This is a genomic window from Micromonospora sp. NPDC049139 (assembly GCF_055586845.1).
This window is the reverse complement of the sequence record NZ_JBVJHK010000008.1, coordinates 1-24,736: the sequence shown is the minus strand read 5'-3', so window position 1 is coordinate 24,736 and position 24,736 is coordinate 1. Positions and strand designations below refer to the sequence as shown.

Here is a 24,736-nt window from a genome sequence, read left to right as displayed (position 1 = left end):
AGCTCCGTACTGGGGACAACGGTCAGGAATCGGTTCCGTCAAGCGCCAGCCTGACGAGGGTGTCGGCGTCCATCTCGTCGAGGTCCAGGGCCCCGTCGGTGGTGGACTCGTCGCCGCCGCCGTCGGCGTCGGTGAGGTTTAGCAGCAGGTCCAGCAGCCCGGCCTCGCGGATGCGGGCCAGCGGGATGGTCGCCAGCGCCTGCCGCACGGCCGCCTCCGCCGGGTCGCCGTCGTCGGCCTGGCGTGCCTCGGGCACCAGCCCGTCGAGCAGGTGCTCGGCGAGGACGGCCGGGTTCGGGTAGTCGAAGACGAGGGTGGCGGGCAGCGACAGGCCGGTGGCCCCGGTCAGCCGGTTGCGCAGCTCGACCGCCGTCAGCGAGTCGAACCCCAGCTCCTTGAACGCGCGCTGCGGCTTGACCCGGTCCGTGCCCTGGTGGCCGAGCACGGCCGCGGCGTGGTTCCGCACCAGGTCGACCAGGTGCCGGCCCTGCTCGGCGCGGGGCAGGGTGAGCAGGTGCTCCCGCAGGCCGTCGGCGGCGCCGCCCGGCTGCTCGGCGCCGTGACCGTCGAGCGCCTCGCGGGCCTCGGCGATGTCGTCGAGCAGCGGTCGGGGGCGGGCCGAGGCGTACGCCGGGGCGAAGACCGCCCAGTCGACGTCCGCCACCGTCAGCGCCGCCCGGGTCTGGCCGACGGCGTGCCGCATGGCGTACACGGCCTCGGCCGGTGCCATCGCCGTCAGGCCGCGTCGGGCCAGCAGCTCCCGGGCCTCGCCGGTGGCCATGCCGCCGTCGGCCCACGGCCCCCAGGCCACGGAGGTCGCCGTCAGGCCCCGCCCGCGACGGTGCTCGGCGAGCGCGTCGAGGAAGGCGTTGCCCGCCGCGTACGCCGCCTGCCCGCCGCTGCCCCACACGCCGGCGATGGAGGAGAACAGCACGAACGCGCCCAGCGGCCGGTCGCCGAGCAGGGCGTCCAGGTGCCGCGCGCCGGCGACCTTGCCGTCGAGCACGGCGGCGAACGCGGCCAGGTCCGTCTCGGCGATCATGCCGACGTCGCCGGCGCCCGCCGCGTGCACCACGGCCGTCAGCGGCGCGTCGTCCTCGTCCAGGCTCGCCAGCAGGGCCGCCACCTGGTCGCGGTCGGCCACGTCGCAGGCGACGACCGACACCCGGACACCCTGCGCGGTCAGCTCGTCGCGCAGCTCCGCCGCGCCTGCGGCCCGCTCGCCACGGCGGCTGGTCAGGACCACGTGCGCGGCACCACCGGCGGCCACCCAGCGGGCCACGTGGGCGCCCAGCGCGCCGGTGCCCCCGGTGATCAGCACCGTGCCGGACGGCTGCCAGCGCTCCGCCGCGTCGGGGGCGGCGGGTGCCGACCGGACCAGACGCCGGACGAACACCCCGGAGGGCCGTACGGCCACCTGGTCCTCGTCGCCGGCGCCGGTCACCACCCGCGCCAGCCGGTCCCAGCCCGTCGCGTCGACCTGCTCGGGCAGGTCCACCAGGCCACCCCACAGCTGGGGGTGCTCCAGGCCCGCCACGCGGCCCAGCCCCCAGAGCGCGCTCTGGGCGGCGTCGCCAAGGATGTCGTCGTCCCCGGTGCTGACCGCGCCCTGGGTCAGGCACCACAGCCGGGTCGTCGCGCCGGTGTCGTGCAGGGCCTGGAGCAGCAGCAGCGTGGCGGCCGTCCCGACGGGCACGGCCGGGTGGGACGGGTGCGGCTGGTCACGGAGGCCGAGCAGGGAGAGCACGCCGGCGACCGGCCCGTCGGCCAGCGCGTCGGCCAGCCGCCGGGCGAGGTCCGCCCGGTCGGTGCCGACCGGGTCGACGGTCAGCCGGACCACGTCGGCGCCGACGGCGGCGAGGGCCTTGGTGACCGCTTCCGCCCGCGTGCCGTCCGTGAGGTCGTCCTCGGCCGTCACGAGCAGCCACGCGCCGGGCTTCCCGGCGGCGGCGGCGAGGTCGGTCCGCTTCCATCCGACGCGGTACGACCATCCGTCCACGACCGCGCGCCGCGTCCGGGCCCGGTGCCAGGTCGACAGGACCGGCAGGGCCGGGGTGAGGGCGTCCAGGGCCGCGCCGTCGTCGCCGAACTGGGCGGCGAGGGCGGTCAGGTCGGCCCGTTCCACCGCGTCCCAGAAGTCGGCGTCGCCGCCGTGGGTCGCCGCCGTCCGTGGCCGGGCCGCCGGCTCGGGCCAGTACCGCTCGCGGTGGAAGGCGTACGTGGGCAGGTCCACGCGGCGTGCGCCGGTGTCGGTGAACCACTGCCGCCAGGTCACCGGCACGCCGTGCACATGCAGGTCGGCCAGGGCGTGCAGCAGGGCGTGCGTCTCCGGCCGGTCCTTACGCTGGACGGCGACGGCCAGCACGGCATCGTCGTCGGGCAGGATGTCCGCCGCCATCGCCGTCAGCACACTCTGCGGACCCACCTCCAGGAACGTGTCCACGCCCGCCTCGCGCAGCGCGGCGACCCCGTCGGCGTACCGCACCGCCTCACGGACGTGCCGCACCCAGTACTCCGGGGTGCGGATCTCCTCGGCATCCGCGACCGCACCGGTCACGTTCGACACGACCGGCAGCAACGGCGCGGCAAAGGTCAACCCGTCCAGGACCGCGCGGAACTCATCGAGGATCGGCTCCATCAGCGGGCTGTGGAACGCGTGGCTCACCGTCAACCGGCGAGTGCGAGCGCCCTGCTCCCGCCACGCCCGCTCGATGTCGTCGAGGGCCTCGACGGCCCCGGACACCACCACCGACGTCGGCCCGTTGACCGCCGCGATCCCGACCCGATCCGTGAGGCCGGCGATCGACTCGGCCACCGCGGCCTCGTCCGCCGCCACTGCGAGCATCCCGCCTCCGGACGGCAGGGCCTGCATCAACCGACCCCGCGCCGCCACCAACGCGGCGGCGTCCGACAGGGACAACACCCCGGCCACGTGCGCGGCCGAGATCTCACCGATCGAGTGACCGGCGAGCATGTCCGGCACGACGCCGAACGACTCGATCAGCCGGAACAACGCCACCTCGACCGCGAACAGGCCCGCCTGGGTGAACACGGTCTGGTCCAGCAGCTCGGCCTCCGGGGTGCCCGCCTCGGCGAACAGCACCTCCCGCAACGGACGCGGCAACAGCGGATCGAGCTGCGCACACACCCCGCCCAACGCCGCCGCGAAGACCGGGAACGCCTCGGACAACTCCCGGCCCATACCCGCACGCTGCGCACCCTGACCCGAGAACAGCAGCGCGAGCTGACCGCGTACGGCGGCGGAACTGGCGACCACTCCGCCCGACGGCTCGCCCGACGCCAACGCGGCAAGGCCCGCGAGCACCTCGTCCCGGGTCGCACCGGACACGACGGCCCGGTGCTCCAGCACCGACCGCGACGTCACCGACGACCACGCGACATCCACGGGGCGCCGTTGTTCGTCCGCCGCCAGCCAGCTCGCCCACCGGCCGGCCTGCGCCGACAGTCCGGCCGCGTCGCGGGCGGACAGCAGCACCGGCACCACCGGCGGCAGCTCCCGGGCGACGACCCCGCCCTTCACCACCTCGGCCGGCGGCTGCTCGATGATCACATGCGCGTTCGTACCGGAGATACCAAACGACGACACCGCCGCCCGACGCGGCCGATCCACGACCGGCCACGGCGTCGCCTCCGTCGCAAGAGCCACCGCACCCGACGTCCAGTCGATGTGCGGCGACGGCTCATCCACATGCAACGTCGGCGGCACCAGACCGTGCCGCATCGCCAGCACCATCTTGATCACACCGGCCACCCCGGCCGCCGCCTGGGCGTGGCCGATGTTCGACTTGATCGACCCGAGCCACAGCGGCTCCCGGCCCTGCCGGTCCTGCCCGTACGTGGCCAGCACGGCCTGCGCCTCGATGGGGTCGCCCAGCGTCGTGCCCGTGCCGTGCGCCTCGACCACGTCGACGTCGGCCGTGGACAGCCGCGCCGACGCGAGGGCCTGGCGGATAACCCGCTGCTGCGACGGGCCGTTCGGCGCCGTCAAACCGTTCGACGCGCCGTCCTGGTTCACCGCGCTGCCGCGCACCACCGCCAGGATCCGCCGGCCCTCCCGCTGCGCGTCCGACAGGCGCTGCACCAGCAGCACGCCGACGCCCTCGGACCAGCCCGTGCCGTCGGCCGACGCCGCGAACGACCGGCACCGACCGTCGGGTGACAGACCCCGCTGGCGCGAGAACTCCACGAACGTGCCCGGCGTGGCCATCACTGTCACACCGCCGGCCAGGGCCAGGTCGCACTCGCCGCTGCGCAGCGCCTGCACCGCCAGGTGCAACGCCACCAGGCTGGACGAGCACGCGGTGTCCACGGTGACCGCAGGGCCTTCCAGGCCGAACGTGTACGCCACCCGACCCGACAGCACGCTGCCGGAGTTGCCGGTCCCCACGTAGCCCTCGACGTCGGGCATCTCCATCAGCCGCGTCGCGTAGTCGTGGTAGATCACGCCCGCGAACACGCCGGTCCGGCTGCCCCGCAGGCCCGCCGGGTCCAGGCCCGCCGACTCGAACGTCTCCCACGACGCCTCCAGCAGCAGCCGGTGCTGCGGATCCATCGCGAGGGCCTCGCGCGGCGAGATGCCGAAGAAGCCGGGGTCGAACTCGGCCGCCCCGTACAGGAAGCCACCGTGCCGGGTGTACGAGGTGCCGGCGTGGTCGGGGTCCGGGTCGTACAGCGACTCCAGGTCCCAACCCCGGTCGGCCGGGAACTCCCCGATCCCCTCCCCGCCGGTGCTGACCAGTTTCCACAGCTCGTCGGGGGATTCGACCCCGCCCGGGTAGCGGCAGGCCATGCCGACGATCGCGATCGGTTCGTCGGCGTCGCCGACCGTCGGCTCGTCGGAGGCGACGGCGCCGGGCCGGCCACCGACGAGTTCCGCGTACACGTGGGCCGCCAGTACCTGCGGGGACGGGTAGTCGAACACCAGGGTCGAGGTGAGCCGCAGGCCCGTCGCGCCGTTGACCCGGTTGCGCAGTTCGACGGCGGTCAGCGAGTCGAAGCCGAGGTCCCGGAACGCCCGGTCCGCCGGCACCGCCTCCGCGCCGCCGTGCCCGAGCACCTGGGCGACCAGGCCCCGCACCAGCTGGTCCACCTGCGCGAGGCCCTCCTCCGCGCTGAGGCCGGCGAGCCGGTCGGCCCAGCCGCCGGCGCCCTGCCCGGCCCGACGGCGGGTCGCCGCCACGTCGACCAGGCTGCGCAGCATCGGCGGTACGACCGCGCCGGAGGCCGCCGACCGCAGCGCGGGTACGTCGATCACCGCCGGCACCAGCACCGACCGCTCCGCCCCCACCGCGGTGTCGAACAGTTCCAGTCCGGTGTGGGCGTTCATCGGCCGGAGTCCAGCGCGCGCCGTGCGGGCCCGGTCGGTGCCGCCGATGGACGCGGCCATGCCGGCGGTGTCCCACATGCCCCACGCCAGGCTCACCGCCGGCAACCCGAGCTGCCGCCGCCACACCGCCAACCCGTCCAGGAACGCGTTACCCGCCGCATACGCCGACTGACCCGGCGAACCCAACACCCCCGCCACCGACGAGAACACCACGAACAGATCCAGACCCAGACCCGCCGTCGCCTCATGCAGCCACCAACCCGCCGACACCTTCGGCGCCAACACGGCCCCGAGCCGCTCCGCGGTCAGCCCCTCGACGACCCCATCGTCCAGCACACCGGCCGTGTGCACCACACCCGCCAACCGGCCCTCGGCAGTGATCTCGGCGACCAGCGCGTCGACCTGGCCCCGGTCCGTCACATCACACGCCACCACCCGCACAGCAGCACCCAACGCGGCCAACCGCGCCGACAACTCGGCCGCACCCGCAGCCTCCGAACCCCGCCGCGACACCAGCACCAGCGACCGCACACCCCACGACGACACCACGTGCTCCGCCACCAGCCCACCGAGGGCACCCGTGCCACCGGTCACCAGCACCGTGCCGTCGCCCACCACGGCACCGTCCGTCGGTGCCGGGGCGACCGCACGCACCAGACGAGGCACGAACACCGCGCCGGAGCGGACGACCAGCTGGCCGCCGGCCGGGTCGGCGGCGAACCGGGCCAGGATGCCCAGCACGCCCGGGTTGAGCGCGTCGTCGACGTCGGCCAGGACGATCCGGCCAGGGTGCTCCGACTGCGCCGACCGCAGCAGACCCCACACCGCCGCACCCGCCAGATCCGTGACCCGGTCCTCGGCACCGACCGAGACCGCGCCCCGGGTCACCACCACCAGCGTCGAGCCCGCCAGCACGTCGGCCGCCAGCCACGCCTGCACGAGGCCCAGCACGTCGGCGGTCACCGTGCGTACGGTCTCCGCCGGGTCGGCGTCGTCGGCGTTCGATCCGGACGGCGTGAACAGCAGCAGGCGCGGCGGCGTGATGCCGGCCTCGATGGCGGCCCGTAGCTGCCGGATAGTCTCGGCGGAGGGGCCGCCGGGGACACCCGGCAGGGCCGGCCCGCCCAGCACTGCCCAGCCCGACGCGTCGTCGACCGGTTCGGCCTCCTCGGCCTGCCAGACCACCTCGAACAGCGAGCGGGACGCCGCGCTGGCGGCGGCCACGCCGGTCAGCTCCCGCAGGACGAGCGAGTCGACCGACACCACCGGCGCGCCCGCCTCGTCGCAGGCGGTCAACCGGACCCCGGAGCCGTTGCGGCTCAACCGCACCCGCAGCGCCCCGGCACCCGAGGCGTGCACCTGCACGCCCTCGAACGCGAACGGCACGCGCGGCCCACCCGACTCCTCCGTGCCGGGCAGCAGCCCGATCGGGTGCAGGGCGGCGTCCAGCAGCGCCGGGTGCACCCCGAACCGGGCGGCCTCGGCCGTCGCGTCGTCCGGCAGGACCACCTCGGCGTACACGTCGTCACCACCGGTCCAGACGCGCCGGAGCCCCTGGAAGACCGGCCCGTACCGCAGGCCGTGCTCGACCAGCGCCGGGTACCAGCCCGCCAGGTCCACCTCGGCGGCGCCGGCCGGCGGCCAGGCGGCCAGCCGGGGCTCGTCCGCCGTCGCCGGCTCCAGCACGCCCTCCGCGTGCTGCGTCCAACCCGCCTCCGGGTCGTCGTCGGGACGCGAGTAGACGGCGACGGGACGCTGCGGCGTCTCCGACGCGGACACCCGCACCTGGATCCGTACGCCGCCGGACTCGGGGAGCACCAGCGGCACCAGGACCGTCAGGTCGCGCAGCCGGGGCAGGTCCACCTCGTCGCCGGCGCGTACGGCCAGCTCCACCAGCGCCGTGCCCGGGACCAGCGTCACGCCGGAGACGACGTGGTCGGCCAGCCAGGGGTGCGTGGCCAGGGAGATCCGGCCGGTCAGCACGACCTCGTCGTCGCCGGCCAGGTCCACGGCCGCGCCGAGCAGCCCGTGTCCGGCCACACCGAGGCCGGCGCCGGTGACGTCGCCGGCGCGCAGCCGACCCACGGCCGGCCAGAAGCGCTGCCGCTGGAACGGGTACGTCGGCAGGTCGACCGGGCGGGTCGCGGCCGGGAGGAGGGCGGTCCAGGTGACCGGCACTCCGTGCACGTGCAGCTCCGCCAGCGCGTTGACCAGCGACACCGGCTCGGACCGGCCGGGGCGGAGGGTCGCCACGACCGCCGCCGACGGCGTGGCCTCGTCGTCCGGCAGGCAGGCGCCCACCATGCCGCCGAGCACCGCGTCGGGGCCCAGTTCGAGGAACGTTCGCACGTTGCGCTCGCGGAGGGCCGCGACCCCGTCGGCGAACCGGACCGTCTCCCGGACGTGCCGGACCCAGTAGTCGGGGGTGCCGATCTCGTCGGGGTCCGCGACCTGCCCGGTCAGGTTCGACACGATCGGCAGGACGGGCCAGTGGAACGTCAGTGCGTCGAGCACCTGCCGGAACTCGCCCAGCATCGGCTCCATCAGCGGGCTGTGGAACGCGTGGCTGACGGTCAGCCGGCGGGTGCGGACGCCCCGCTCCCGCCAGGTCCGCTCCAGTCCGTCGAGCGCCTCGACGTCCCCGGAGACCACCACGGCGGTCGGGGCGTTCACCGCCGCGACGCCGACCCGGTCGGTGAGCGCGGCGATCGACTCGGCCACCGCGTCCTCGGGGGCGGCCACGGCCAGCATGCCGCCGCCGGCGGGCAGGGCCTGCATGAGCCGGCCGCGCGCCGCGACCAGCGCGCACGCGTCGGCCAGGCCGAACAGGCCGGCGACGTGCGCCGCCGCGATCTCGCCGATGGAGTGCCCGGCCACCAGGTCCGGCACCACCCCGAACGACTCGACCAACCGGAACAGCGCCACCTCGACCGCGAACAACCCGGCCTGCGTGAACACCGTCTGGTCCAACAACTCCGCCTCGGCCGTACCCGCCTCGGCGAACAACACCTCCCGCAACGGACGCGGCAGCAACGGATCAAGATGCCCACACACCTCGCCCAACGCGGCGGCGAAGACCGGGAACGCGCCGGACAACTCACGACCCATCCCGGCACGCTGCGCGCCCTGACCGGAGAAGAGGACGGCAATCCGCCCGCTCCGGGCGACTCCCCGTACGACGGTGGCCGCAGGTTCGTCGGCGGCCAGCGCGTCGAGGGCGGCGAGCAGGCCGTCGCGGTCGCGGGGCAGCAGCACCGCGCGGTGCTCGAAGGCGGTCCGGCCGGTGGCGAGGGCCCGGCCGATGTCGGCGACGGTGAGCTCCGGCTCGTCGTCGGCCAGGGTCCGCAGCCGGCGCGCCTGCTCGCGCAGGGCGGCGTCGTCGCGGGCGGAGAGGACGCAGGCGACGAGGTCGCCCGGCACCGTCGTGGCGGGCGGCGCGGCAGGCGCCGGGGCGGGTTCCGGCGCCTGCTCGATGATGGTGTGCGCGTTGGTGCCGCTGATGCCGAACGACGACACCGCCGCGCGGCGGGGCCGGTCGGCGGCCGGCCACGGCCGCGCCTCGGTGAGCAGGGCGACCGCCCCGGCGCTCCAGTCGATGTGCGGGGATGGCTTCTCGACGTGCAGGGTGGGCGGCAGCATGCCGTGCCGCATCGCCAGCACCATCTTGATCACGCCGGCGACGCCGGCCGCCGCCTGGGCGTGGCCGATGTTCGACTTGACCGACCCCAGCCACAGCGGCCGGTCCTGCGGCCGGCCCTGCCCGTACGTGGCCAGCAACGCCTGTGCCTCGATCGGGTCGCCGAGGGTGGTGCCGGTGCCGTGCGCCTCGACGGCGTCCACGTCGGTCGTGGCGAGCCGGGCGTTGGCGAGGGCCTGCCGGATCACCCGCTGCTGGGCGGGGCCGTTCGGCGCGGTCAGGCCGCTGCTGGCGCCGTCCTGGTTGACCGCGCTGCCGCGGACGACGGCGAGGACGCGGTGGCCGTTGCGCTGCGCGTCGGAGAGGCGCTCCAGCAGGAGCATGCCGACGCCCTCGGCGAAGCCGGTGCCGTCGGCGCCCGCGCCGAAGGCCTTGCACCGCCCGTCGGCGGACAGGCCGCGCTGCCGGGAGAACTCGGTGAGCATGCCGGGGGTGGACATGACGCTCACCCCGCCGGCGAGCGCGAGGCGGCACTCGTCCTGCCGCAGCGCCTGGGTCGCCAGGTGCAGCGCCACCAACGACGACGAGCAGGCGGTGTCGACGGTGACGGCCGGGCCCTCCAGGCCGAACAGGTACGAGATCCGGCCCGAGGCGACGCTGCCGGCGCTGCCGTTGCCGACGTGGCCGCCCAGTTCGTCGGTGGTGCCGGCGGCCTGGGATGCGTAGTCGTGGTAGATGAGCCCGACGTAGACGCCGGTGCTGCTGCCCCGCGCCGAGTGGGGGTCGATCCCGGCCCGTTCGAAGGCTTCCCAGGACGTCTCCAGCAGCAGCCGCTGCTGCGGGTCCATCGCGAGGGCCTCCCGGGGCGAGATCCCGAAGAAGGCGGCGTCGAACTGGGCGGCGTCGTGGAGGAAGCCGCCCTGGCGCGGTACGGAGGTGACGTCCTCGCCGTCGGCGCGCAGGTCGTCCAGGTTCCAGCCCCGGTCGGTGGGGAACGGCGAGATGACGTCGGCGCCGGCGGTGACCACGTCCCAGAGCTGCTCGGGGGTCTGCACGTCGCCGGGGAACCGGCAGGCCATGCCGATGATGGCGATCGGCTCGTCGAGGGCGGCGGTCGTGGCGACCGCGGCGGGCCGGGCCTCCGCCGCCGCGCCGCCGAGTTCCTGGTCGAGGAACTCGGCGAGCACCACCGGGGCGGGGTAGTCGAACGCCACGGTCGCGGGCAGCCGCAGCCCGGTCGCGGCGGACAGCCGGTTGCGCAGTTCCACCGAGGTGAGCGAGTCGAAGCCCAGTTCCTTGAAGGCGCGTTGGGTGTCGACGCTCTCCGCCGAGCGGTGCCCGAGCACGGCGGCCACGCTGGCGGCCACCAGGTCGATCAGGTGGCCGCGCCGCTCCGCGGGGCTGAGCATCGCCAGCCGGTCCCGCACGGACGCGGTGTCCGCCGGGCCCCGGCCCACCGCGCGCCGGGCCGGGGCGGTGGGTCGGATCAGGTCTCGCAGCAGGCTGGGCACGGCCCGGCCGGCCGGCCGCGACGCCGCCGGCGGCAGGTTCATGAGTACGAGGTGCGCGTCGCCGCGCCGGCGCGCCAGCTCGTAGAGCGCCACGCCCTGCTGGTCGGTCAGCGGGGCACTGGTGGCGCGAATGGCCTTGCGGTGGTCGGTGCCGCCCAGGTGGGCGGTCATGGCGCTGCTGGTGGCCCACAGTCCCCAGGCGAGGCTGCTGGCGGGCAGGCCCTGCTGGTGGCGGTGCCGGGCAAGGGCGTCGAGGAAGGCGTTGGCCGCCGCGTAGTTGCCCTGCCCGGGCGAGCCGAGGGTGGCCGCCACCGACGAGAACACCACGAACGCGGCCAGGTCCAGGTGCCGGGTCGCCTCGTGCAGCGCCCAGCCGGCGTCCACCTTCGGCGCCAGCACGGCGTGCAGGGCCCGCTCGTCGAGCGAGCCGATGGTCGCGTCGGCGATCACCCCGGCGGTGTGGACCACCGCGGTCAGCGGGTGCGCCGGCTCCACCAGCTCCAGCAGCCGGGTCACCTGCGCGGGGTCGGCCACGTCGGCGGTGCCGACGGTGACCCGGGCGCCCGCACGGGTCAGCTCCTCGACCAGGTCCCCGTACTGCTCCGGGCCGCGGCGGGAGGCCAGCAGCAGGTGGCGGGCCTGGCCGGTGGCGACGAGGTGCCGGGCGAACACGCCGGCGAGGGCACCGCCGGCGCCGGTGATCAGCACGGTGCCGTCCGGGTCGGCCGGCGCGGGCACCCGCAGGACGACCTTGCCGATGTGCCGGGCCTGGCTGATGTGCCGCAGGGCCTGCCGGGCCTGGCGTACGTCCCACGCCCGCACGGGAAGCGGCCGCAGCGCGCCCTGTTCGAAGAGGGCGAGGACCTCGGTGAGCATCTCGCCGATGCGCCGATGTCCGGCCTCGTTCAGGTCGAACGCGCGGTACGTCACGCCCGGGTGCTCGGCGGCGACCACGTCCGGGTCCCGCAGATCGGCCTTGCCCATCTCCACGAACCGACCACCACGCGGCAGCAACCGCAACGACGCGTCGACGAACTCCCCCGCCAGCGCGTCCAGCACCACGTCCACCCCGGCACCACCGGTAACCGACGTGAAGGACCGCTCGAACTCCGTCGTCCGCGACGACGCGATCCGCTCCTCGGCCACGCCCAACCCACGCAGCACACCCCACTTGCCGGGACTGGCGGTGGCGAACACCGTCGCGCCCCAGTGCCGAGCGAGCTGGATCGCGGCCATGCCGACCCCACCCGCGCCGTTGTGGATCAGCACCGACTCGCCGGCCCGCAGACCGGCCAGGTCACGCAGCGCGTAGTACGCCGTCAGGAAGACCACCGGCACGGACGCGGCCTGCGCGAAGGACCAGCCGGCGGGGATCTTCGCGACGAGGTCGCGGGCGGCGATCACCTCGGGGGCGAAGGCGGGCTCGAACATGCCGAGCACCCGGTCGCCGGGCACCAGGTCGGTCACACCGGGACCGACCTCGACCACCACGCCCGCACCCTCGCTGCCCATCACCGCAGCCGGATCCGGATACATCCCCAGACCGATCAGCACGTCCCGGAAGTTCACCCCCGCCGCGCGCACGGCGATGCGCACCTGCCCCGCGTCCAGCGCGACGGCAGTGGCGGGCACCATGCCGATCCCGTCCAGGGTGCCGGGGCTGACCGCACCGACCCGCCACAGTCCGGCCGGCGGGACGAGTTCGTCGGCGGCCGGGCCGGCGGGCCGGCCCAGGCGCGGGGTGCGCACGTCGTCGCCGCGTACGGCCACCTGGCCTCCGGTGGCCGACGGGTCCTCGGCCACGCCGGCCAGCACGGCGAGGGTGGCCGGGGTGAGTTCGCCGTCGACGTCGGCGAGGACGATCCGCCCCGAGTGCTCGGACTGCGCGGAGCGCAGCAGGCCCCAGACCGCCGCGCCGGCCAGGTCCCGCAGCGCGTCGGCCGGGGTGGCGACCACGGCGCCGCGGGTCAGCACCACCAGCGTCGTGTCCGCCAGGGCCGCGCTGTCCAACCAGGAGCGCACCGCGTCCAGCACCCCGGCGGTGACCGTACGAACGAGGTCGGGCAGGTCGCCGTCCGGCGTGCCGGCGTCGACCGGGAGGACCAGCGCGCGGGGCGCCTCGACCGACCCGGCCGAGACCGCCGCGGTCACGTCGTCGACGGTCGGGAACACCGGCGTGGCCAGGCCCGCCGGCGCCTCGCCGGCGCCGAGCAGCACCCAGCCGGAGACGTCCCGCGCCGGGGTGACCGCCTCGGGCTGCCACGTCACCTCGAACAGCGACCGCTCCGCGCTCTCCGCACCGGCGGCGTCGCTCATCTCGCGCAGCGCGAGCGACTCCACGGAGACCACCGGTGCGCCGGACTCGTCGCCGGCCACCAGCCGGACCCGGGAGCCGGCCCGGGTCAAGCGCACCCGCAGCGTCGTGGCGCCGGAGGCGTGCACCTGCACGCCCTCGAACGCGAACGGCACGCGCGGTCCGCCGGTCCGCTCGGTCAGCAGCAGCCCGACGGGGTGCAGCGCGGCGTCCAGCAGGGCCGGGTGCACGGCGAAGCCGGCGGCGTCGGTGGCCGCCTCGGCGGGCAGGGCCACCTCGGCGTACGCCTCGTCGCCGGCGGTCCACAGCCGGCGCAGGCCCCGGAACGCCGGCCCGTAGGCCAGGCCGCGCTCCGCCAGCGCCGGGTACCAGCCGGCGAGGTCCACCTCGGCTGCCCCGGTCGGCGGCCAGGGGCCAACGGCCGGCTCGTCGGCGGCCGACTCCAGCAGGCCGTCGGCGTGCCGCACCCAGGCGGCCTCCGGGTCGCCGTCGGGCTGCGAGTGCACCGCCACGGGCCGGGCGTCGGAGCCGTCGGCCGCGCCGACACGCACCTGCACGCGGGTCGCGCCGGTGTCCGGCAGCACCAGCGGCGCGGCGACGGTCAGCTCGCGCACCCGTGACGCGCCCACCTCGTCGCCGGCCCGCACCGCGAGTTCGACCAGGGCGGTGCCCGGCAGCACCACCGCGCCACCGACCACGTGGTCCGCCAGCCAGGGGTGCGTCGACACCGACAGCCGGCCGGTCAGCACGACCTCGTCGTCACCGGCGAGGCGCACCGCCGCGCCGAGCAGTCCGTGCCCCGCCGCGCCCAGGCCCGCGCCCGACACGTCACCGGCCGCCGACCGGTCGACCGCCGGCCAGAACCGGTCCCGCTGGAAGGCGTACGTGGGCAGGTCGACGGGGGTGGCGCCGCAGCCGGCGAACACCCTCGTCCAGTCCACGGGCACGCCGGCGACGTGCAGGTCGCCGAGGTTGGCCAGCAGTTGGCGCGGCCCGTTCTCGTCGCGGCGCAGCGAACCCGCCACCACGCCCGCGTCGCCGGCGCCGGTGGCCCGGTCGAGCGCGTCCTGGACGGCCACCTTGAGCACGGGGTGCGGGCTGACCTCGACGAAGACCCGGAAGCCCTCGTCGACCAGCCGGTCCACCACGGGCCCGAGCCGGACCGGTTCCCGCAGGTTGCGGTACCAGTACTCCGCGTCGAGCTCGGTGGTGTCGATCAGCTCCCCGGTGACGGTGGAGTGGAAGGCGACCGTGGTGGACCGGGGCTCGACCGTGCCGAGCCCGGCCATCACCTCGTCGCGGACCGCGTCGACGTGGCCGCAGTGCGACGCGTAGTCGACGGCGATCTGCCGGGCCCGGATGTCCCGCTCGGCGCAGTGCGCGAGCAGCGCGGTGACCGCCGCCGAGTCGCCGGAGACCACGGTCACGGCGGCGCCGTTGACGGCGGCGACGGAGAGGCTCCCCTGCCACGGCGCGATCAGCTGCTCGGTGTCGGCGGCCGGGAGCGGGACGGAGACCATGCCGCCCCGGCCCACGATCGCCAGCAGGCCGCGGCTGCGCGCCACGACGAGCCGCACCGCGTCGGCGAGGGTCAGCGCGCCGGCGACGCAGGCCGCGGCGATCTCGCCCTGCGAGTGCCCGACGACGGCGGCCGGCTCCACGCCGCACGAGCGCCAGAGCTGCGCGAGGGACACCATGACGGAGAAGAGCACGGGCTGGACGACGTCCACCCGGTCCAGCGGCGGCGCGCCGGGCGCCTCCCGGAGCACGTCCTCCAGGGACCAGTCCACGTGGCGGGACAACTCGTCCGCGCACTCCCGCATCCGCTGCCGGAAGACCGGGGAGGTGTCCAGCAGGTCCAGCGCCATGCCGGCCCACTGCGAGCCCTGGCCGGGGAAGACGAAGACGACCTTCGGCGTCGCGTCCGTGGCGGTCGGCGCGCCGTCGGCGGCGGCGAGCGCGGCCAGGCGGGCGACGGCGTCGTCCCGGTCGCCGGCCAGGGCGACCGCGCGGTACGGGTGGTGGGCCCGCCGGGTGGCCAGGGAGAACCCGAGGTCGCGCAGGTCCAGGTCGACGTCGGCGGCGAGGCGCTCGCCGAGGCGGGCGGCCTGCTCGCGCAGGGCGCGGGGGTTGCGGCCGGACACGAGCAGCGGCACGGCGGCGGGCCCGACCAGGCCGGGCAGGTCATCGGCCGGCGGGAGCGTCGCCGGGGCGGCCTCGGCCGGCGCCTGTTCGATGATGGTGTGCGCGTTGGTGCCGCTGATGCCGAACGACGACACCGCCGCGCGGCGGGGCCGGTCGGCGGCCGGCCACGGCCGCGCCTCGGTGAGCAGGGCGACCGCCCCGGCGCTCCAGTCGACGTGCGGCGAGGGCTCGTCCACGTGCAGGGTAGGCGGCAGCATGCCGTGCCGCATCGCCAGCACCATCTTGATCACGCCGGCGACGCCGGCCGCCGCCTGGGCGTGGCCGATGTTCGACTTGATCGACCCCAGCCAGAGCGGCTCCCCGCCGTTCCGGTCCTGCCCGTAGGTGGCCAGCAGGGCCTGGGCCTCGATCGGGTCGCCGAGGGTGGTGCCGGTGCCGTGCGCCTCGACGGCGTCCACGTCGGTCGTGGCGAGCCGGGCGTTGGCGAGGGCCTGCCGGATCACCCGCTGCTGGGAGGGGCCGTTCGGGGCGGTCAGCCCGTTGGACGCGCCGTCCTGGTTGATCGCGGAGCCACGCACGACGGCGAGGACGCGGTGCCCGTTGCGCCGGGCGTCGGAGAGCCGCTCCACCAGCAGCATGCCCACACCCTCGGACCAGCCGGTGCCGTCGGCGCCGGCGGCGAACGCCTTGCAGCGCCCGTCCGGGGCCAGCCCGCCCTGGCGGGAGAACTCGGAGAACATGCCGGGCTGCGCCATCAGCGCCACCCCGCCGGCCAGGGCGAGGTCGCACTCCCCGCCGCGCAGCGCCTGGGCGGCGAGGTGCAGCGCGACCAGGGACGAGGAGCAGGCGGTGTCGACGGTGACGGCCGGGCCTTCGAGGCCGAAGGTGTAGGCGACCCGCCCGGAGGCGACGCTGCCCGCCGTGCCGGTGAGCAGGTGCCCCTCGAGGCCGTCCAGGTCGTCGCGGCCGCTGCTGGCGTAGCCGGAGGAGGCGGCGCCGACGAAGACGCCGGTGGCGGTGCCGGTGACCCCGGTGGGGTCGATGCCGGCGTACTCGAAGCTCTCCCAGGCGGTCTCCAGCAGCAGCCGCTGCTGCGGGTCCATGGCGAGGGCCTCGCGGGGGCTGATGTTGAAGAAGCCGGCGTCGAAGTCGGCTGCGTCGTAGAGGAAGCCGCCCTGGTCGGTGACGGTGCCGCCGGCTTGGTCGCCGTCCGCGCCGTACAGCCGGTCGAGGTCCCAGCCGCGGTCGGTGGGGAATCCGCCGATCGCGTCGGACCCGGAGGTGACGAGCTGCCACAGCTGCTCGGGGGTGGCGACGCCGCCGGGGTAGCGGCAGGCCATGCCGATGATGGCGATCGGCTCGTCGGCGTCACCGGTGCCGACCGTACGCACCGTCGGGCCGGCGCCGGTGGCGTGGCCGAGCTGCTGGAACAGGTGGTCGGCCAGCCGGGCCGGGGTGGGGTGGTCGAAGGCCAGCGTGGCGGACAGCCGCAGCCCGGTCGCGGCGCCCAGGCGGTTGCGCAGCTCCACCGAGGTCAGCGAGTCGAAGCCCAGGTCCTTGAAGGCCCGGGCGGCGGAGACCGCCTGTGCCGAGGCGTGACCCAGCACGGTCGCGGCCTGCCCGCAGACCATGTCGACCAACGTCTGCCGGGCGTCCGCCTCGGGCAGGCCGGCCAGCCGGTCCCGCCAGAACGCCCCGGCGGTCGGTCGGTCGGTGGCCGTGCGCCGCCGACGGGCGGCGCGGACGAGCTGCCGCATCAGCGGCGGCACCTGGCTGGTCTCGCCGGTGACCTGGAGCCGGGCCGCGACGACGACCGGCGCGGCCGACGGCAGGGCCGCGTCGAGGAGTTCGGCGCCCTCGGCCGGGGAGAGGCCGCTCATGCCGACGCGCCGCAGCCGCTGCTGGTCGTCCCCGTCGAGGTGCGCGGTCATCGCGCTGGCGGTGGCCCACATGCCCCACGCGACGCTGGTGGCGGGCAGGCCCTGCTGGTGGCGGTGCCGGGCGAGGGCGTCGAGGAAGGCGTTGGCCGCCGCGTAGTTGCCCTGCCCGGGCGAGCCGAGGGTGGCCGCCACCGACGAGAACACCACGAACGCGGCCAGGTCCAGGTGCCGGGTCGCCTCGTGCAGCGCCCAGCCGGCGTCCACCTTCGGCGCCAGCACGGCGTGCAGGGCCCGCTCGTCGAGCGAGCCGATGGTCGCGTCGGCGAGGATTCCGGCGGTGTGGACCACCGCGGTCAGCGGGTGCGCCGGGTCGACCCCGGCGACCAGGCCGGTGACCTGCGCGGGGTCGCTGACGTCGACCGCCACGGCGGTGACCTCGGCTCCCGCGTCGGTCAGGTCCCGGACGAGGGTGGCGTAGTCGTCACCGCCGGCCTGGTCGGGGTGACGGCGGGAGGCCAGCAGCAGGTGACGGGCCTGGCCGGTGGCGACGAGGTGCCGGGCGACCACGCCGGCCAGCGTCCCGGCGGCGCCGGTGACCAGCACGGTGCCCTCGGGGTCCACCGGGGCGGGAATGCGGAGCACCACCTTGCCGACGTGCCGGGCCTGGCTGACGTACCGCAGCGCCTGCCGGGCCTGCCGCACGTCCCACGCCCGCACGGGCAGCGGCCGCAGCGCGCCCTGCTCGAACAGCGCCAGGAGTTCGGCCAGCATCTCGCCTATCCGGGTGCTGCCCGCCTCGTTCAGGTCGAACGCGCGGTACGTCACCCCCGGGTGCTCGGCGGCGACCACGTCCGGGTCCCGCAGATCGGCCTTGCCCATCTCCACGAACCGACCACCACGCGGCAGCAACCGCAACGACGCGTCGACGAACTCCCCCGCCAGCGCGTCCAGCACCACGTCCACCCCGGCACCACCGGTAACCGACGTGAAGGACGACTCGAACTCCGTCGTCCGCGACGACGCGATCCGATCCTCGGCCACGCCCAACCCACGCAGCACACCCCACTTGCCCGGGCTGGCGGTGGCGTGGACGGTGGCGCCGAGGTGGTGGGCGAGCTGGATGGCGGCCATACCGACGCCGCCCGCACCGTTGTGGATCAGCACCGACTCGCCGGCCCGCAGACCGGCCAGGTCACGCAGCGCGTAGTACGCCGTCAGGAAGACCAGGGGCATCGACGCCGCCTGGGTGAACGACCAGCCGGCGGGCATCTTCGCGATCCGCTCCCGCGCGGCGACCGCCTGCGGGCCGAACCCGAACTCGAACATGCCGAGCACCCGGTCGCCGGGCACCAGGTCGGTCACACCGGGACCGACCTCGACCACCACGCCCGCACCCTCGCTGCCCATCACCGCAGCCGGATCCGGATACATCCCCAGACCGATCAGCACGTCCCGGAAGTTCACCCCCGCCGCGCGCACGGCGATGCGCACCTGCCCCGCGTCCAGCGCGACGGCAGTGGCGGGCACCAGGTCCACCCCGTCCAGCGTGCCCGGGGCGACGGCGGCCAGGTGCCACGGCCCGGACGACGGGGGGGTCAGGTCGTCGCCCGCCGGCCGCACCAGCCTCGGCACGAGCGTCCGGTCGGCGCGCAGCGCGAGCTGGCCGCCGGAGACCGACGGGTCGACCGCCGCGCCGGCCAGCACGGCCAGGACGGTCCGGTCCAGCTCGCCGTCGACGTCGGCGAGGACGATCCGCCCCGGGTGCTCGGACTGCGCGGAGCGCAGCAGGCCCCAGACCGCCGCGCCGGCCAGGTCGGTGACCTGGTCGTCGTCCCCGGCGGCCACCGCGCCCCGGGTCACCACGACCAGCTTCGCGTCCGCCACCTCGTCGGCGGCGAGCCAGGAGCGCAGCACGCCCAGGACGCCGGTGGTGACCGCCCGCACGGCGTCCGGCACGGCGACGCCGGGGTCGCCGGCCGGCACCGCCAGCAGCACCTGCCGGGCCGGCTGCCCGCTCGCGGCCAGCGCGGCCACGTCGGCGTGGACCGGCAGCTCCGGCAGTGCGGCCGGCACCGACCGGCCCAGCACCGCCCACCCCACGACGTCGTCGACGGGGAGGACGCGCTCGGCCTGCCACGCCACGTCGAACAGCGACCGGGCGGCGGCGCCGTGGGGCGTCACCCCGGTCATCTCCCGGAGCACCAGGGAGTCCACCGACACCACCGGCGTGCCCGCCCCGTCGCAGGCGACCAGCCGCACCCCGGACCCGTCCCGGGTCAGCCGCACCCGCAGCGTCCGGGCGCCCGAGGCGTGCACCTGCACGCCCTCGAACGCGAACGGCACCCGCGGCCCGCTCGCCGACTCCCCGGCGAGCAGCAGCGCCACCGGGTGCAGCGCGGCGTCCAGCAGCGCCGGGTGCACCCCGAACGCGGTGGCCTCGCCGGCCGCCTCGTCAGGCAGCGCGACCTCGGCGTACACCTCGCCGTCGGTCGACCAGACCCGCCGCACGCCCCGGAACACGGGCCCGTACGACAGGCCGTGCTCGGCCAGCCTCGCGTACCACCCGGCGAGGTCCACCTCGGTCACGTCCGCCGGCGGCCACGCGCCGACGGTCGGCTCGTCGGCCGACGTCGGCTCCAGCACACCGTCGGCGTGCCGCACCCACTCGGTGTCGCCGTCCTCCTCGGGCTGGGAGTGGACGGCGACCGACCGGGTGCCGGAGTCGTCGGCCGCGCCGACGCGCACCTGCACGCGTACCGCGCCGGACGCCGGCAGCACCAGCGGCGCGGCGACGGTCAGCTCGCCCACCCGGGACGCGCCCACCTCGTCACCGGCGCGTACGGCCAGCTCCACCAGGGCAGTGCCCGGCACCACCACGGCGCCGGACACGACGTGGTCCGTCAGCCACGGGTGGGTCGACGCCGACAACCGGCCGGTCAGCACCACCTCGTCGTCACCGGCGAGCCGCACCGCCGCGCCGAGCAGCGGGTGCCCCGCCACGCCCAGGCCGGCGCCCGTCACGTCGCCGACGCGCCACGGCACCACCTCGGGCCAGAACCGCTCCCGCTGGAAGGCGTACGTGGGCAGGTCGACCCGGCGTGCGCCGGTGTCGGCGAACCACTCCTGCCAGGCCACCGGCACGCCGTGCACGTGCAGCTCGGCGAGCGCGGCCAGCAGCGCGTGCGCCTCCGGCCGGTCCCGGCGCTGGGCGGCGACGGCCAGCACGTCGTCGTCGGGCAGGATGTCGGCCGCCATCGCGGTCAGCACGCTCTGCGGGCCGATCTCCAGGAACGTGTCGGCGCCGGCGGCCCGCAGCGCGGTCAGCCCGTCGGCGTAGCGGACGGCCTCGCGGACGTGCCGCACCCAGTAGTCGACAGTGCGGATCTCGTCGGGGTCGGCGAGCGCCCCGGTCAGGTTCGACACCAGCGGCAGCGTGGGCGCGGCGAAGGTCAGCCGCGCGACGATGCCCCGGAACCGCTCCAGCACCGGCTCCATGAGCGGGCTGTGGAACGCGTGGCTCACCGTCAACCGGCGGACCCGCACGCCGCGGTCCCGCCAGGCGCGCTCCACCTCGTCGAGGGCCTCGACCGCGCCGGACACGACGACGGAGGTCGGCCCGTTCACGGCGGCGATCCCGACCCGGTCGGTCAGGGCGGCGATGGACTCCGCCACCGCCGCCTCGTCCGCCGCGACGGCCAGCATCCCGCCGCCGGCGGGCAGGGCCTGCATCAGCCGGCCCCGGGCGGCAACGAGCAGGCAGGCGTCCTCCAGGGACAGCACCCCGGCCACGTGCGCGGCGGCGATCTCACCGATCGAGTGGCCGCCCACGAAGTCCGGCACCACACCGAACGACTCGACGAGCCGGAACAGCGCCACCTCGACCGCGAACAGCCCGGCCTGGGTGAAGGCCGTCTGGTCCAGCAGCTCCGCCGCCGGGGTGCCCGGCTCGGCGAACAGCACCTCGCGCAGCGGCTGCGGCAGCACCCGGTCCAGGTGCCGGCACGCCTCGTCGAGCGCGGCGGTGAAGGCGGGGAACTCGACGTACAGCTCCCGGCCCATGCCGGCGCGCTGCGCGCCCTGACCGGAGAAGAGCACCGCCAGCGGACCCCGGTCCCCGGCCCGGCCCGCGACCACCGCGCCCGAGGGCTCTCCCACCGCCAGGGCGGCCAGGCCGCCGAGCAGGCCCGCACGGTCCTCGGCGAGCACCACGGCGCGCTGGTCGAGCGTCGACCGGGACACCACCGACGACCAGCCCACGTCGACCGGGCGCGGCTCGGCGTCGTCGCCCAGCCAGCGGGCCCACCGGTCCGCCTGCGCGGCCAACGCGGCCGGCTGCGCGGCCGACAGCAGCACCGGCGCGACGGCGGGCCGGCGGGGCGCGGCGGCCGGGTCGTCCACCGGTTCGGGGGTCGGGGCCTGCTCCAGGATCAGGTGGGCGTTCGTGCCGCTCATGCCGAAGGACGACACGGCGGCCCGCCGGACGTGGTCGTCGCCCGGCCACGGCCGCGCGCCGTCCAGCAGCGACACCGCCCCCGTCGACCAGTCGACGTGCGGGGACGGCTTCTCGATGTGCAGGGTCGGCGGCAGCACGCCGTGCCGCATCGCCATCACCATCTTGATGACGCCGCCGGCGCCGGCGGCGGCCTGCGGGTGGCCGATGTTCGACTTCAGCGACCCCAGCCACAGCGGCCGGTCGGCGGTCCGGCCCTGGCCGTACGTGGCCAGCAGCGCCTGTGCCTCGATCGGGTCGCCGAGGCGGGTGCCCGTGCCGTGCGCCTCGACGACGTCCACGTCGGACGGCGTGAGCCGGGCGTTCTCCAGCGCCTGCCGGATGACCCGCTGCTGAGAGGGGCCGTTGGGGGCGGTCAGGCCGCTGCTGGCGCCGTCCTGGTTCACGGCGCTGCCGCGGATCACCGCCAGGACGGGGTGCCCGTTGCGCCGGGCGTCGGAGAGCTTCTCGACCAGCAGCATGGCGACGCCCTCGGACCAGCCGGTGCCGTCGGCGTCGGCGGAGAACGCCTTGCACCGGCCGTCGGAGGCGAGCCCCCGCTGGCGGGAGAACTCGACGAAGGCGCCGGGCGTGGCCAGTACGGTGACGCCGCCGGCCACCGCGAGGGAGCACTCGCCGTCCCGCAGGGCCTGGCCGGCGAGGTGCAGCGCGACCAGCGAGGAGGAGCAGGCGGTGTCGATCGTGACGGCGGGCCCCTCCAGCCCGAAGGAGTACGCCAGCCGGCCGGACATGACGCTCGCCGCCGTGCCGGTGAGGACGTAGCCCTCGGCGCCCTCGGGCAGCTGCCGCAGCACCGACGTGTAGTCCTGCCCCGCCGTGCCGACGAACACCCCGGTACGGCTGCCCCGCACCGACGTGGCGTCGATGCCGGCCCGTTCGAAGACCTCCCAGGTCACCTCCAGCAGAAGCCGCTGCTGCGGGTCCATGGCCAGCGCCTCGCGCGGCGAGATCCCGAACAGGGTCGGGTCGAACAGGCCGGCGTCCCGCAGGAACCCGCCCCGGTTGCTGTAGGTGGTGCCGGGGTGGTCGGGGTCCGGGTCGTAGAGCCGCTCCAGGTCCCAGCCCCGGTCCTCGGGGAACGTGCCGGTGGCGTCGACGCCGCCCGCGACCAGGTCCCAGAGGTCCTCTGGCGAGGCGACCCCGCCGGGGAAACGGCAGGCCATGCCGACGATCGCGATCGGCTCCGCGTCCTCGTTCTCCAGCTCGCTCAGGCGCCGGCGCGCCAGGCGGAGCTCGGAGGTCACCCACTTGAGGTGTTCGAGGAGCTTGTCTTCGTCCGCCATGACCCACCCGCCCAGAGCTTGCTATCGATCGGAATCTGCCGATTCGCTGACCACACCACCGCCGGCGGCCCGGCTTCGTGCACAGGTGAGTGGGGGCGTGGCCGTCCGACCCATGCGCCCGATCCCTGTTTCCGAATCCGTTCCGTGCCTGCTCAGGCGTCCGTCGCGCCGGAGCCCCTCGCCGGCACATGCCCGCCACCGTGAGTGGACGGTACTGAGCGCCAATGGCGTCCCCAACCCCTAGAGAACCCCTCATCGGCAGGGCCGGAAGGGCCGCCGTGGCTCGCGGGAAAGAGACCGTCGATCCGCATCGTGCGGGCCGGTCAGGCGGGGTGGCCGGCGGCTGCCGGCAGGATGCGGCGCAGCCGCCCCGGGGGCGTGGAGCGGCGCCGCCACTCCCGCGGGTAGCCCACCGAGACCTCCTCGAACCGCACCCCGTCGTACCACGTGGTGCGCGGGATGTGCAGGTGGCCGTAGACGGCGACGCGGGCGTCGAAGCGGGTGTGCCAGTCCGCGGTGGCCTCGGTGCCGCACCACTGCGCGAACTCCGGGTACCGGAGGATCCGGGTGGGCTCGCGGACGAGCGGGAAGTGGTTGACCAGGACGGTGGGCAGGCCGCCGCGTTCCGCGGTGAGCCGGCGCTCGGTCAGGGCCAGCCGCGCCCGGCACCAGGCGTCCCTCGTCGGGTACGGGTCCGGGTGCAGCAGGATCTCGTCGGTGCAGACCACGCCGACCTCGTGGGCCCGCGCCAGGGCCTGCTCCTTGGTGTACGTCCCGGGGGGCCGGAAGCTGTAGTCGTAAAGCAGGAACAGCGGGGCGATCAGCACCGGGTCGTCGCCCTGCGGGTCCCAGACGGGGTACGGGTCTTCCGGGGTGACCACCCCGAGGCCTCGGCACAGCTCCACCAGGTGCCGGTAGCGCTCGTCCCCCCGCAACTGGACCGGGTCCTCCCGGGGAGTCCAGAGCTCGTGGTTGCCGGGGGCCCAGATCACCTTCGCGAAGCGCCGGCTGAGCAGCCCCAGCGCCCATTCGATGTCGCTGGCGAACTCCCCGACGTCGCCGGCGACGACGAGCCAGTCGCCGTCCCGCTCCGGCCGCAGCCGCTCGACGATGGCCTTGTTCTCGGCGTGCACGACGTGCAGGTCGCTGATGGCGAGCAACTGAGGCAGGCCGGATCCGGCCATGCGGACCTCCCGTCCATCCGGGGTACCGCACGCACCCTCATCCGTACCGTCCGACTGCCGGCGGGCAGCACGGGACGGCCTGAGGGTTCCGACCCTACGGAGCCGGACCCGCGCAGGCACACCCCTAGACAGCCGCCGCGCACCCCTAGGCGGCGGTGACCTGCCGATGTCGGCATCGGCAGGTCACGGGTCACGCCCGGCGTGCCGCCGCACCCGAGCCGTGCCCGTTGCGGCGCCGGCCGCGCTCCGCCCGCCTCGGGCGGGCCCGGTCAGGACTTGCCGAACTCCCGCTGGATGATGTCGAACAGCTCCTCCCGGCTCGCCGACTCCAACTCGTCGCCGGCGGCCGGCGTGGGGGTGGGGGTGGGACGCCCTCGCCACCGGGCCACCAGGTCCTCCAGCCGGCCGATGACCGCGTCGTCGAGGTGGCCGTCCGGCAGCCCGCCGAGGAGTTGGTCGAGGCGCTCGATCTCCGCCACGATCGGCAGCGCCGGCTGCCCGGGTGCCAGCTCGGCCCGCAGGTGACCGGCCAGCGCGTTCGGCGTGGGGTGGTCGAAGACGAGGGTGGCGGGCAGCCCGATCCCCGTCTCGGCGGTCAGCCGGTTGCGCAGCTCGACCGCGGTGAGGGAGTCGAAGCCCAGTTCGAGGAAGCCGCGGCCGGGTCGGATCCCGCTCGGCGTGGCGTGCCCCAGCACCGCCGCCGCGGTGCCGCGGACCAGGTCGAGCAGGATGCGGTCGCGCTCCGGCTCGGAGGCGGCGGCCAGCCGCTCCCGCAGCGCCGACGCCGCGCCCCCGTCATCGCCGTGCGGCCTCTCCTCGACCTGCGCGGGCTGTGCCTCGGGGATCTCGGTGAACAACCGGCTCGGCCGCAACGCCGTGAACGACGACACAAACCGATCCCACCGCACATCCGCCACCACCACCT

At 75.8% G+C, this 24,736-nt stretch carries 3 protein-coding genes; all 3 read right to left on the bottom strand.

All coding sequences use genetic code 11. The features are described from left to right. Positions 1–22 precede the first annotated feature (22 nt). A complete protein-coding gene (locus ACZ6Q9_RS16485; RefSeq protein ID WP_396831132.1) occupies positions 23–22,627 on the bottom strand; it encodes a type I polyketide synthase in 22,605 nt (7,534 codons plus the stop codon). A gap of 323 nt (positions 22,628–22,950) precedes the next feature. Beyond that, the gene (locus tag ACZ6Q9_RS16480) at positions 22,951–23,811 is read right to left on the bottom strand and encodes a metallophosphoesterase family protein (protein WP_393458670.1); all 861 of its coding nucleotides are present in this window, start codon (positions 23,809–23,811) and stop codon (positions 22,951–22,953) included. A gap of 269 nt (positions 23,812–24,080) precedes the next feature. Beyond that, on the bottom strand, positions 24,081–24,736 hold a 656-nt coding region (locus ACZ6Q9_RS16475), incomplete at its 5' end, for a phosphopantetheine-binding protein (protein ID WP_396831129.1).

Excerpts from the sequence above, each read along its gene's own strand:
- ACZ6Q9_RS16480 (WP_393458670.1), bottom strand. The coding sequence starts at position 23,811 with ATGGCCGGATCCGGCCTGCCTCAGTTGCTCGCCATCAGCGACCTGCAC.
- ACZ6Q9_RS16485 (WP_396831132.1), bottom strand. The coding sequence starts at position 22,627 with ATGGCGGACGAAGACAAGCTCCTCGAACACCTCAAGTGGGTGACCTCC.